General features: G+C 59.2%; 12 protein-coding genes, 1 tRNA gene and 1 pseudogene. 5 read left to right on the plus strand and 9 right to left on the minus strand.

Going from position 1 to position 12,955, the window contains the following annotated elements; all coding sequences use genetic code 11:
- The first annotated feature begins 17 nt into the window (after nt 1–17).
- Nucleotides 18–3,101, plus strand: a complete 3,084-nt coding sequence (locus tag K6117_RS02700) for an intermembrane phospholipid transport YdbH family protein (protein WP_221792203.1) — start codon at nt 18–20, stop codon at nt 3,099–3,101.
- A gap of 4 nt (nt 3,102–3,105) precedes the next feature.
- On the opposite strand, the gene K6117_RS02705 is transcribed toward K6117_RS02700, so the two are convergent.
- The 9 genes from K6117_RS02705 to K6117_RS02745 all read right to left on the minus strand — a co-directional run bounded on the left by K6117_RS02705 (nt 3,106) and on the right by K6117_RS02745 (nt 9,726).
- A complete protein-coding gene (locus K6117_RS02705) occupies nt 3,106–3,330 on the minus strand; it encodes a hypothetical protein (protein WP_425514677.1) in 225 nt (74 codons plus the stop codon).
- Nucleotides 3,331–3,353: 23 nt separating this feature from the next.
- Complete coding sequence (gene gloB / locus K6117_RS02710; RefSeq protein ID WP_221792204.1) at nt 3,354–4,091, minus strand: hydroxyacylglutathione hydrolase; 738 nt, start codon at nt 4,089–4,091, stop codon at nt 3,354–3,356.
- Complete coding sequence (locus tag K6117_RS02715; protein WP_221792848.1) at nt 4,085–4,501, minus strand: VOC family protein; 417 nt, start codon at nt 4,499–4,501, stop codon at nt 4,085–4,087. The genes gloB and K6117_RS02715 overlap by 7 nt, the downstream gene beginning before the upstream one ends.
- A 2-nt stretch (nt 4,502–4,503) precedes the next feature.
- Nucleotides 4,504–5,280, minus strand: coding sequence for an ABC transporter ATP-binding protein (locus K6117_RS02720; protein WP_246604775.1), 777 nt, complete (start codon nt 5,278–5,280; stop codon nt 4,504–4,506).
- Nucleotides 5,277–6,059, minus strand: coding sequence for an MlaE family ABC transporter permease (locus K6117_RS02725; protein ID WP_221792205.1), 783 nt, complete (start codon nt 6,057–6,059; stop codon nt 5,277–5,279). The genes K6117_RS02720 and K6117_RS02725 overlap by 4 nt, the downstream gene beginning before the upstream one ends.
- Nucleotides 6,056–7,117: an alanine racemase gene (gene alr / locus K6117_RS02730; protein ID WP_221792206.1), complete on the minus strand. Its 1,062-nt coding sequence runs from the start codon at nt 7,115–7,117 to the stop codon at nt 6,056–6,058. Before alr ends, K6117_RS02725 begins: the two co-directional genes overlap by 4 nt.
- Nucleotides 7,117–8,112 carry an agmatine deiminase family protein gene (locus tag K6117_RS02735; RefSeq protein ID WP_221792207.1) on the minus strand — a complete coding sequence of 332 codons (996 nt, stop codon included), beginning with the start codon at nt 8,110–8,112 and terminating at the stop codon, nt 7,117–7,119. The genes alr and K6117_RS02735 overlap by 1 nt, the downstream gene beginning before the upstream one ends.
- A 79-nt stretch (nt 8,113–8,191) precedes the next feature.
- Nucleotides 8,192–8,830, minus strand: coding sequence for an LON peptidase substrate-binding domain-containing protein (locus tag K6117_RS02740; RefSeq protein ID WP_221792208.1), 639 nt, complete (start codon nt 8,828–8,830; stop codon nt 8,192–8,194).
- The gene (locus tag K6117_RS02745; RefSeq protein WP_221792209.1) at nt 8,830–9,726 is read right to left on the minus strand and encodes a tetratricopeptide repeat protein; all 897 of its coding nucleotides are present in this window, start codon (nt 9,724–9,726) and stop codon (nt 8,830–8,832) included. The genes K6117_RS02740 and K6117_RS02745 overlap by 1 nt, the downstream gene beginning before the upstream one ends.
- 184 nt (nt 9,727–9,910) lie before the next feature.
- Here K6117_RS02745 and K6117_RS02750 point away from each other — a divergent pair.
- The 4 genes and pseudogenes from K6117_RS02750 (at nt 9,911) to K6117_RS02760 (ending at nt 12,724) form a co-directional block, all read left to right on the plus strand.
- Nucleotides 9,911–9,985 (plus strand) — tRNA-Gly (locus K6117_RS02750).
- A gap of 167 nt (nt 9,986–10,152) precedes the next feature.
- Nucleotides 10,153–10,326 (plus strand): annotated as a pseudogene (locus K6117_RS14610) (DUF6538 domain-containing protein); the annotation flags it as partial.
- A gap of 81 nt (nt 10,327–10,407) precedes the next feature.
- Complete coding sequence (locus K6117_RS02755) at nt 10,408–11,586, plus strand: tyrosine-type recombinase/integrase (RefSeq protein ID WP_221792210.1); 1,179 nt, start codon at nt 10,408–10,410, stop codon at nt 11,584–11,586.
- Nucleotides 11,587–11,683: 97 nt separating this feature from the next.
- Entirely contained in the window at nt 11,684–12,724 is a 1,041-nt protein-coding gene (locus K6117_RS02760) for a zinc-dependent alcohol dehydrogenase family protein (RefSeq protein ID WP_221792211.1), read from the plus strand.
- Nucleotides 12,725–12,955 lie beyond the last annotated feature (231 nt).

Consider the following 12,955-nt stretch of genomic DNA (forward strand, 5'->3'; position numbering starts at 1 on the left):
AGCGCGATGAACATCTGATGATGATGTCGCGTTCCCGGATCATGCTGGCATTGCTGTCGGCCCTGTTATTGGCTGCATTGCTTGGCCTGTGGTTGATGCGTCGGCCCATCGCGAGCGATGTCATCGACAATTATCTGGCGAAATCGCAGGTGCCGGCCAGCTATGAACTGGTGCAAATCGGCCCGCAGGATCAATTACTCCGCAATGTCGTGCTGGGCGATCCGGCCCGGCCCGATCTGGTTGCGCGCGAAGTGCGGATCAATCTTGGCTGGGGGCTAAAGGGCGTCCGGGTCGAACGGATACAGGCCATCGGGCTGCGGCTGCGCGCCAAGATGGACGCGCAGGGCGCGCTCTCGCTCGGCAGTTTGGATCGGCTGCGCCCGGCCCCCAGTGGCGCACCATTTGCCCTCCCCGCTTATGAGGTCGATCTGGCCGATAGCGCGATGGAATTGACGACGCCTTGGGGCAATTTGGTGGCCGGGCTGAACGGTCGCGGCCCGCTGCCGGGTGGTTTTGAGGCGCGGCTCGTCATCCGCTCCCATGGCCTGCAATATCAGGACTGCTCCCTTGGCCGATTGAACGCCCCGTTGCGCGTCCGCACCCAATCTGGCCGCATCCATATCGCCGGGCAAATCGCGGCGCTGAACGGCACATGCAAGGGCCAAGACCTCGCCCTCACCGCGCCATTGTTGCGGCCTGACATTTGGCTGGCCCATGATTTGAACGGCTGGAACGGCGCGATCCGGGGCCAAGCCGCCGAACTGCGCCAAGGCCAACACCGGCTCATCGGCCTTGACGGCAATCTTACCGCCAACGCCGATCGCCTCAATGAGATGAAGGGCAAATTCCGCCTCGGCAACAAGGCCGCGCATTTCGGCGAGATCGGCGCAGTCAATGGCAAGATCAGCCTGACCGGCGATTATGCGCTGTCGCCAAAGGCCAAGTCCCTGACCGCCCGGCTCGATGCCACATCCTTGGCGCTGGACGACCAGATACTGCGGCCCGTCCACACCGCATTGGCCGGGGCCAAAGCCACACCGATTGCGGGCATCGCGGGTGATCTCGACAATGCGCTTCGCCGTACCAGCCAGTCGCTCAGCCTATCCGCCAACATCAACTTCATTGACACCCCCGCACAAAAAAGCCTCCGCCTCGACCAAGTGCAACTCACCAGCGCCAGCGGCCTCAACGCCAGCAGCAGCAAGCTCGCCCTCGACCTTCGCACCAACAGCCTGACGAGCGAGGGCTTCAGCCTGAATGGCGGCGGCTTTCCCGACACCCGCTTCATGATGGCCCCATGGCGCTTCGGCACGGCGGGGAGCGGCACCCTCACCATCGCATCCTTGCGCCATGGTCGTGAACGACTTGCCCTGACGCCAGTGCAATTACGTGGCATCGGCAGTGGCAATGTGCAGCTAGATACCCGGCTCATACTGGATGGTGATTTCCCCGGTGGCCGGGTCGATGGCCTCAATCTGCCGGTCGCGCTCCAGATCGGCGATCATATCAGCCTTGGCCGGGGCTGCGTTCCGTTGCGCTTCTCCCGGCTGGCGGCGGCGGGCGCGGTCTTCGGACCAAGCCAGATGCGCGCCTGCCCGACCAATGGCCCGGCCATTTTGCGGAGCGGCGGCAAACAAGGGCTGACGGGCGGCTTCGCGATTGCTGGTCCCCGCCTCATGGGCCGGATGGGCGATAGCCCGATCAACATCACTGCCGAAAAATTATCGGTCCCGCTGGTGCCGCTCAGTTTCCGGCTGGATGGGACGACCATCACGATTGGCACAGGCGAAGACCCGCACCAATTTGCCTTCACCCAATTGAATGGCCGGTTCGATACCACCGGCGTCGCGGGCGCATTTACGTCCCTGTCCGCCAAATTATCGGCGATCCCTTTGTTGATGACCGAGGGCGCGGGTCAGTGGAACATGCGCCAAGGCGTATTAAGTGCCAAGGGTGATGTCCGCGTCGCCGATGCCATCCTCAAAGACCCGCGCTTCCGCCCGTTGCTGGCGCGCGACATTGAGCTAAGTTTGCGCGACAATGTCATCCACGCCCATGGCGTTTTGCGCCACCCGGCCTCCGGCACGCAAATCGTCGATGTGGACATCACCCATGATCTCAATACAGCCACCGGCCATGCTGACCTCACCGTCCCCGGCATCTATTTCCGTACCGATGGGTTGCAGCCCGATATGCTGACCAGCACTACCCTTGGCGTCATCGCCAATGTGCGCGGGGATGTGACCGGCCATGGGCGGATCGACTGGACCCCCAAGGCCATCACCAGCAATGGCCTGTTCGGCACGGAAAATATGGACTTTGCCGCCGCCTTCGGCCCGGTCAACGGCTTTGCCACCCAAGTCGCGTTTACCGATCTGCTCGGCATCACCTCGGCGCCGGGGCAGAAAATCACGATTCGCAACGTCAACCCCGGCATGGAAGTGCTGGACGGGCTGATCCAATATCAATTACTGCCCGGCAACCGGCTGCAAATCGAGGGCGGACGCTGGCCGTTCAACGGCGGCTTCCTGACGCTTGATCCGAGCGTGCTCGATCTCAACAAATCGATGGAACGCCGCCTCGCCTTCCGCGTGGAAGGGCTGGATGCCGCCAAGTTCATTCAACAGCTCGGCTATCAGAATATCAGCGCCAGCGGCATTTTCGATGGCGTCATCCCGATGATCTTCGATGATCGCGGCGGGCGGATCGAAGGCGGCTATCTCGTCGCGCGCAAGGGTGGCGGCTCGGTCGCTTATGTCGGGGAACTGACCCGCGCCCAATTGGGCAGCATGGGGAAAATGGCATTCGATGCGCTGCGTTCGCTGCGGTATCAGGCGCTGACGATTGAGCTGGAAGGCGCGCTTGATGGCGACATCATCACGCGGGTGAAATTCGACGGACTGGCGCAAGAGCCGATCCGCCCCGGCGTCAAAGTGCCCTTTAGCGGCACATTGAAAAAGCTGCCGTTCCGTTTCAACATCAGCATCCGCGCCCCGTTCCGCAGCCTGCTCAACCAAGCGGAAATGATGAGCGACCCGCAACGGATGATCCGCAGCTATATGCCGACACCCCTGACCGACATTCCGGGGATTACGCCTTAAAGTGCTAAAAAATACCGCCGCCCAATAACAGCCGCATCACGCCCACCACAATCACAACGATATTCAGGTCGCGCCCGCTCGTTTGTGGCGCGGTGACGCCAATCGCAAGGCCGATCACCGGCAGCGGGATGATGAACCAATTGGCCCAACCCAACAGCGGAAAGAACGCAATCACGACCAATAACAGGCTAATCCCGCCAATGATCAGGGACAGTAGATTGCGCATCATCCTTCTCCCTCAGGCTTCAAAGCTCACCCCTTGAAATCATCCTTCTCCGCGCGGCGCTTGGCCAATTCTACCACATTTGTGGCCCGCATGAATGGGTTGGTCGCGCGTTCCAGCGCGATGCTGGTCGGCACCGTAGCCTCACCTGCGGCGCGCGCCTGTTCCACCTTTACCATCCGCGACTTTACATCCGCATTATCCGGCTCGGCAAACAGCGCATAACGACCATTGGAAGACGTATATTCATGGGCGCAATAGACAGCGGTTTCGGGCGGCAATTGCGCCAATCGCTGCATATTCGCAAACATCTGCGCGGGCGTGCCTTCGAACAACCGCCCGCAACCCATCGCAAACAACGTATCGCCAACAAACACGACCCCGGCCTGCGGCAGATAATAAGCGATATGCCCGGCAGTATGGGCAGGCACATCCCAGACTTCCGCCTCAAATGCACCGATCCGGGCGCGGTCGCCCTCACCCAAGGCCATATCCAGCCCCGGGATTTTGTCCGCCTCAGCCTTTGGCCCGCTGATGCGGCAATTGGTCGCCAGCTTGATCGCCTCATTCCCGCCGACATGATCGCCGTGCCAATGGGTGTTCCAGATCTGCGTAATGGTCCAACCGCGCTTTGCGGCCTCGGCCAACACCTCGTCCGATGTCGCCGGATCGATCACCACGGTCTCGCTGGAGGCCACATCATGGACCAGCCAGATATAATTATCCGACAATACCGGGATGCGAACGATCTCCAGCGCCATTACCATTCACCCACATTGGGCATGGAAAACCAAGGCTCTGCCGGGGGCAAAGGCGTTTCGGATTGCAATAGCTCCACCGAAATATTGTCAGGCGAGCGCACAAACACCATGCGGCCATCGCGCGGCGGGCGATTGATCGTGACGCCACCCGCCATCAACCGCGCGCATGTTTCGTAAATATCATCGACCTCATATGCGAGATGCCCGAAATTCCGCCCGCCATTATAGCCGGTTTCGCCCCAATTATGGGTCAGTTCTACCTGCGCCGTCTCATCACCCGGTGCTGCCAGAAAAATCAGCGTGAAACGCCCCGCATCATTATCATAACGATGTAATTCCTTCAGGCCGATCAATTCGAAAAACCGGATCGTCGCCTCTGGATCGGACACGCGGATCATGGTGTGAAGATATTTGATGCTCATTCCAATCCCTTCACAAAGTCATCGACAATTTCATTGCCGCTATTATCGAGCGAACTCGCCGGGCCATCCCAGATCACCTTGCCTTGATGCAGCATTGCCACCCGATCGGCAATCGTCCGCGCGCTATGCAAATCATGGGTGATGGTGACGGCGGTTGCGCCCATTTCCTTCACCAATTGCACGATCAGGCGGTTGATCCGGCCCGCCAGCACCGGATCAAGCCCGGTGGTCGGTTCATCGAAAAACAAAATGTCCGGCTCATGCGCGATGGCACGGGCAAGCGCCGCGCGCTTCTGCATCCCACCGGAGAGCGAGCTTGGCCGCAAATCCAGCACTTCCGACCCAAGGCCGACGCGCTCCAGCAGCATCGCCGCCCTGTCGCGCATCTCCTTGCGATGGCCGCCGCGCCCATTGGTGAGCGCAAAGGTCACGTTGCGCCAGATCGGCAGGCTGTCGAACAATGCGCCGCCTTGAAACAACATGCCGAAATGCGCGCGCAACCGCTGCTGATCCCGGCTCGTTGCCCCGGTCATCGGCTCCCCCGCGATCAGGATGCTGCCGCTATCGGGCTTCATCAAACCGAGAATGCATTTCAGCATCACCGATTTGCCGGTGCCGGACCCGCCCATGACCGCCAACGATTCCCCCTTGGTCACGCGCAGATTGACGCCATCCAGCACTTTTTTCGCGCCAAAGGATTTGCGGACATCAATCAGTTCGATCATCGGGACCGCTTCGCCAGTTTCGGGCATTTTATCCTCGATCTCGCTCATCCAAACACCGCCAATGTGATAATCAGATTGGACAACAGGATCATGATGAAGCTCGACACCACCGCGCGGGTGGTGGCTGCACCAACGCCTGCCGCGCCGCCGCTTGCGCGATAGCCGTGATAGCAACCGAGCAATGCGATGAAAAAGCCGAACACCGCCGCCTTCATCAAGGCCATGACGAAATCGTCATGCTCGATGAACTTGCGGGTCGTGGCGAGATAAGCACCGCTGTTAAAACCGAGCTTGTTCACCGACAATAACCAGCCGCCCATGATCCCGATGGCATTCGCGACCATCACCAGCAACGGCAGCATCAACACCCCCGCCACCAAACGCGGCGCAATCAGCCAGCGAAACGGATCGGCGCGTAGCGTCGCCAGTGCATCAATCTGTTCGGTCACGCGCATCGTGCCAAGCTCTGCCGCCATGGCGGAGGCCACCCGCCCCGCGACCATCAAGCCGACCAGCACAGGTCCCAATTCGCGGATCATGCCGAACACGACAATCGCCGGGACCGTCGATTCCGCATTGAAACGCCCGCCGCCGATGTAAATCTGCTGCGCCAGCGCCGCGCCGGTAAACAATGCGGTCAAGCCGACCACCGGCAGGGAAAACCAGCCGATCAGCGCCATTTGTTCCAACAAACGCCCGAAATAATATGGCGGCAATAAAGCCGCGCGGATCACCTGCGCGGCGAAAATGACCAACCGCCCTGCCCCGGCAAAAACGCCAATGACGGCCCGCCCTAGCCCCGCCAACATACGCAATATCAACATCATGCCCAACGCCTTTCAAACCGGCCGCCAAGACCGGTCAGCAGTTCATATTGCGACATGCCGGATAATTGCGCCGCGTGCGACAGTTCAAAATCGATCTGCACCCAATCCCCCTCGCGCAATGCTGGCATCGCATCAACGCAAATCGCGGTCAGGTCCATCGACACCCGGCCCATCACCGGCAAGGCGACATCGCCCGCCAAGGCCCGGCCCCGCCCCGAAAATCCGCGCCAATAGCCATCGGCATAGCCAAGGTTGAGGATCGCCAATTCCATCGGCTGCGCTGTGGTAAAGGTCGCGTTATAGCCAAGGCTTTCACCCGCCAATAAGGTCCGCCGCTGCAATATTTGCGCATCGATCCGGGCCACAGGGCGAATATGACCTTGCGCCTCTGGCCGCGCAATGCCGCCATAAAGCGACAATCCGGGCCGAGTCAGATCGAAATGATAATCCCGGCCAAGGCTGATCCCCGCACTATTGGCAAGGCTCATCCGGCAGCCCGGCGCATACGCGCCCAGTCCCGCAAAGCGATCAAGCTGCACCCGGTTCATCGCCACATCTTCATCTGCACAGGCGAGGTGGCTCAACAGCAGATCGCAGTTCAAGCCCTGCAACAGCCCCGATGCGAGCTCTGCTACGCTGACTCCCAGCCGGTTCATGCCGGTATCGACCATCACGCTGCACAAGCGATTGCCGCCCTGTTCACGCCAGCGCCGCACCTGATCGGCAGAATTGAGCACAGGCCGCGCATCGAGCCCCCCCGCCACCATCATATCCTCATCCCGCACACCATGCAGGACATGCAGTTCCAGCCCCGCCGCCAACGGCGCAAGCTCCACCGCCTCGGCCCATGTCGCGACGAAAAATACACGGCAACCTGCATCGGCAAGCGTCTTGAGCGCCTCTGCAGCGCCAAGGCCATAGCCATTGGCCTTGACCGCCGCCCCGGCCTGCGCGGTCCCGCTTTGACCCGCCAGCCAGCGCCAATTGTCCGCCAGCGCCCGACGATCCAGCGTCAAGCGCAGCGGCCCGGCAGGTGCGCCCTTTGCAGAATCAGGCATCAGACGCCCGGAATCAGGGGAATCTGCTGACTGATACAGTGGAATGATCCACCCCCCGTCAGTATATGATTGGCGGGTAACCCGGCCACGCGACGGCCCGGAAACAGTCGCGCAATCGACTTCACCGCCTCCAGATCGCTGGTCCCGCCATAGGTCGGCACCACCACCGAAGCATTGCCGATGTAAAAATTCATATGGCTGGTCGGGATGATCTCGCCATCCTGTTCATGCAGCCCCGCCGATGGAATATCGACCACCTCGACCCCAAAGGATTTGGCGCGGGCGCGGGCATCGGCGTAAATCGCCACATTCGGGTCATCACCATTATGTGCGACCGGCACCGCCAGTACATTCGGCGCGACAAAACGCGCCAGATTATCGACATGACCATCGGTATGGTCATTGACCAAACCCTCGCCCAACCACAGCACCCGGTCGATCCCGAATTCAAGCCGCAACAGCAATTCAATATCGCCCTGATCGAGATCGGGATTGCGATTGGGGTTGAGCAGACATTGCTCGGTCGTCACCAACAGGCCCGCGCCATCGACATCGACCGCGCCGCCCTCGAAAATCCAGTCGCAATCGGTGTTGCGAAGCCCTTGGCGCGCCGCCAGCCGCAGCCCGATGCTGTCATCATAAGGCAGGTCGTATTTTTCGCCCCAACCGTTGAAATGATGCTGCAACGCCCGCAGGCCATCGCCTTCATAATGGACGATCACCGGCCCGGTATCGCGCAGCCAGATATCGCCGAACGGTTCGACAATCACCTCTGCCGCATCGCCGATCATTTGGCGGGCCACCGCCGCCGCAACCCCATCCGCCGCGACCAGAATCACCCGCTCGCCCGCACCCTTGGCATGGACGGCCCGGGCAAATGCTGCGACCTCCGCCTGCGCCGGGGCCAGATCTTCAAGCCAAAGGTCGGCAGCGCTCGGAAATCCGATCCACACAGCCTGATGCGGAGCCCATTCGGGAGGTTGAAACAATGTCATGCGGCTTCATAACGTCTGGCGTGGGCCTTGTCACCCGGACACCGCCCCTCACCGCCCAAGATATTGCAGCTGCAGCCGCTTATTGCAGCGTCACCCGCTCGTCATCGCCACTGACCGAAAACAGACGAAAGAACTCCATGCACTGAATCAGCAAATCGGCGCGGGCCGTCAGGCTGTCGGCCTCCAGCAACGCCTGTTTGGCCGCTGGATCGAATGGCGCGACCTGCGCCACCAGATGCACGAAGGTTTCGTCATCCAATTGGCGCACAGCCCCCCAATCGACCTGATAGCCGTGCTGATCGGCAAAACGCCGCGATTCGGTTTCCAACGCGCTGCGCATGATTGGACTGATGCTCAGGTCGCGATCCTCATCCAGATCGGCCTCCTGCCACGCCGCCTCGACCTGCCGATAGGGTGTCGTCACCTCCAGCTCACGCACGACCCGGAAACGCGCCACGCCTTCCAGCACGATATTATACCGGCCATCCGCCAATTCGCTGCAATCAATGATTCGACCGACACAGCCGATATCAAACAGGCTGCGGCTGTCCTTGCCGCTGGGCTGGATCATCCCGATCAATCCATCGCCGTTCAAGGCATCCTCGACCATCGCCCGATAGCGCGGTTCAAAAATATGAAGCGGCAGGCTTCCCCCCGGAAAGAGCAACGCCCCTTCCAGCGGGAAAATCGGCAAGGCTGATCGGCCCGGGCCTGTCATCAGCCGAACAACACAGCGGACAGGCGACGGCGCTGGGCGGCAACCCAAGGGTCTTCCAACCCGACCGATTCGAACAATTGCAGCAATTGCGTCCGGGCCGCACCCTCATTCCAGGCACGGTCGCGCTTGATAATCTCCAGCAGCGCATCTGCCGCCGCATCGCGATTGCCCGCAGCCAGATACCCGCCCGCCAATTCGAACCGCGCCTCATGATCATCGCCATTGGCGGCAAGACGCGCCTCCAGCCCCGACATATCCTGCACCGGCACGGCATTGCGTGCCAGTGCCAGCGACGCCCGCAATTGTTGCAACCCTTGATCCTTCGCCAAGGATGCGGGCGCGGCGTTCAACACGGCCTCCGCCTCATCCATCATGCCCTGCGCAATGCGGGTCCGCACCAAGCCTGCGACGATGGCGCCGTTATCCGGGGCCATCTCGATCAATTGGGAGAACATCGCCTCTGCCCGCGCGACATCGCCTGCGGCCAATACTTCCTCGCCCATCGCGATTAACGGGGCCAGATCCTCGGCCTGCGCATCCGCCGGGCCGGTAATCGGCAATTGCGCGATGATCTGATCGAGCATCTGACGCAATTGGCCTTCGCTACGCATCTGCGTCAGGTCCGCGACGATCTGGCCCTGAAACACGGCATAGACGGTGGGGATGCTCTGCACCCGGAACTGGGCGGCGACGATTTTCTGTTCATCGACATTGATCTTGGCGAGGAGAACACCCTTGCCCGCATATTCCGCAGCGATTTTTTCCAGCACCGGAGTCAGCGCCTTGCACGGCCCGCACCATTCGGCCCAGAAATCGAGAATGACCAGCGACGTCATCGAAGGGTCGACCACATCCCGCTTGAAAGCCTCAATCATTTCGCGGTCTGCCGCGCTCATCCCCAATGTCGCCACCTTCGTTTCACCCCTATCGTCACCACCAAATTACGTGGGCCATATTTGGGGATGATGGTCCCTAATTCCAAGCCCTGAATTTTTTCTCGCATTCCCCCCTTGCCGGATCAGAATCTCCCTGCTAGTTGGCCCTCACCCGGCGAGGAGTTGCTCCTCACCAAACGCCAGAGCGGGCGTAGCTCAGGGGTAGAGCACAACCTTGCCAAGGTTGGGGTCGAGGGTTCGAATCCCTTCGCCCGCTCCAGCGATTTCCAACATATTGGAAAACCGTCGAAAAACCGTCTCGCACGGGAGCATCGACAACTTTACCACACAGAATTACTACACAATGCGCGCTCCACAGTCCCGCCAAGTGTCTGTGATAATGGTGTAAATGATCTTTCAGACTACTACACGCGACCACTCCACAAATTGCCCAAAGGCATCTGCCTCCAAGGCAGAATCTACCATTTACGTCGCCGTGTCCCTGATGCTCTGAAAACGGTCATCGGACGGTCTGAGCTATGGCGTTCGCTAAGAACTGACAGCGTCCAAATCGCTGCTCGACGAGTTCACTTCGCGGCGGCGGAGATCGAAGCCGAACTGGAATCCGCGCGGGTGGTGCTCGGTCTAATCACCGATCCCTACGCTGCCCGATCATCGAAAATACCATCCAGTGCAAATGCCATGGCCATTCTGGCTGAGAAGGTCGCAGAACGGCTGGCTAATAACGAATATATGGGAGCGACTCAGCCTCCTTCCCTCCCACCCGCGACCAAGACGCTGGGAGAAGTCTACGACCTCTACACCGCCGATCCCCGGCACACATGGTGTGAGCGAACAAGAATCGCGTATCGAACCACCCGAAAATGGGTCATCGAGTTTTTCGGCGAAAATATTGCCATCAACGATATCACACGTGAGCAAGCACGAGGATTCGTCCAGATGCTCACAAAGGTGCCGCGCCACGCAGATAGAAAGTTCCCCGGCCTCACAATCGTGCAGGCTGTTGAGGCTGCACAGAAGCGCGCTGATGCAGGAGTGATCAGCATCGCGAATGTGAACGCGTATCTTAACAAGTTCTCAGGCGTGCTGAACTGGGCTGTTGAGGAAGGGTATCTCGACAAAAGTCCCGCCAAGGGTTTGCGCCTGCCCGACCCTGTGAAGAAGCGCGACAAGCGCCGCCCCTTCTCAATGGAGCAACTGCAACTCATCTTCCATTCGACGCTCTATACTGGCTGTGTCGATGATGTTTACAACTACGCAAAGGTTGGTGATGCTCGGCCCCGGCGTGCTCGCTTCTGGATTCCGCTTATCGCTTTATTCTCAGGAATGAGGATGAATGAGATTTGCCAATTGAAGGTGGCCGATATCCGTGAGTTGGACGGGGTGCAGTGTTTCGTCGTGATAGAGGACATCGCAGGGTCGGAAGGTGCAAAGCGCGTGAAGACTATAGCCAGCGAACGAGCAATACCGATTCACAACGAATTAATACGGATTGGGATTTTGGCTTTTGTCGCAGAGCAGCGACGCGACGGCCACGAAGACCTTTTTCACGAATTGTCACCCGGCCCTCATGGCTATCGAAGCACCAATTTTTCCAAATGGTTCAGCAGATTTCTCCTCAACATTGGCGCATCCGAGCCCCTCACCTGCTTTCATAGCTACAGGCACTGCTTTCGCGATGCACTACGTGAGAGCCGCGCAGATCGAGAAGTTTCCCTCGCACTTGGCGGATGGACATCCGGTGCGACAGGATCGGGAATAGATGGCATTTACGGCGATGGCTTCCGGGCATCTATCCTCAACGAAGCCATCAACCGCATCCGATACCCCGGCCTCAAGCTTGACCACTTAGTCCAATAGCTCTGCCCAACGGAATATAGGACTACAGGGAACTGAAATCAGGCGTAGTATGAATATTCGACTCACCGCGATCCTCTCTTAGATCGGAAGACGCCTTATGAAAGCTCTCGTTTACCAAGGCCCCGGCCAGAAGGCGTGGCTCGACAAAGACCGTCCATCGATTGCGAAGCCTACGGATGCGATCATCCGGATCACTCGCACGACAATCTGTGGCACTGATTTGCACATATTGAAGGGTGATGTCCCGGCTGTAACCCCCGGGCGCATCCTTGGACATGAGGGAGTCGGCATCGTTGAGGCAGTCGGCACCGGCGTGAAGAACTTCAAACAGGGGGATCATGTTCTGATTTCCTGCATCACATCCTGCGGCAGTTGTTCCAATTGCAAGCGGCAACTCTATTCCCATTGCTCGGACGGCGGCTGGATTTTGGGACATCTGATAGATGGCACACAAGCGGAATATGTTCGCATCCCGCATGCAGACAACAGCCTCTATCCGATTCCCAATGGTGCGGACGAAGAGGCACTAGTCATGCTCAGCGACATCCTGCCTACCGGATTCGAGATCGGCGTCCTCTCCGGGCAAGTAAAACCCGGAGACATCGTGGCAATTGTTGGCGCGGGTCCAGTTGGGATGGCTGCGTTATTGACTGCACAGTTCTATTCACCGGCGAGGCTGGTGATGCTCGACACTGACCCCAATCGGCTTGAGGCTGCCAAGCGGTTTGGTGCGACCGATGTTATCGATGTTTCCGGTGGCACGGCAGTAGACGAATTGCTCACCATGACGGGCGGTGTTGGGGTTGATGTCGCTATTGAGGCTGTGGGCATCCCTGCGACGTTTGATATCTGCCAGAAGGTTGTTGCGCCCGGTGGACATATTGCCAATGTTGGCGTTCACGGGAAAAGCGTCGAGCTGCATCTCGAAACTCTCTGGATTCAGAATGTTACGATCACAACAGGCCTAGTGAACACTAATACCACTCCGATGCTACTCAAGACGGTTCAGTCGGGACGGCTCAATCCTGCTCAACTGGTAACTCATCGGTTCAAGCTCGATGACATCATCGAAGCCTATGAGGTCTTTGGGAATGCAGCGAAGGAAAAGGCACTTAAGGTTGTGCTCTCAACAACATAACGTCTGAAAGATCATTTACACCATTATCACAGACACTTGGCGGGACTGTGGAGCGCGCATTGTGTAGTAATTCTGTGTGGTAAAGTTGTCGATGCTCCCGTGCGAGACGGTTTTTCGACGGTTTTCCAATATGTTGGAAATCGCTGGAGCGGGCGAAGGGAGCGGTCCGATCCCGGCCATGATCTTGTCGATCATTTCCCTCACCATCCCCCGACGCCTCTCGACATTCTA

It is taken from the genome of Alteraquisediminimonas sediminicola (assembly GCF_019740335.1).
Taxonomy (GTDB): domain Bacteria; phylum Pseudomonadota; class Alphaproteobacteria; order Sphingomonadales; family Sphingomonadaceae; genus Alteraquisediminimonas; species Alteraquisediminimonas sediminicola.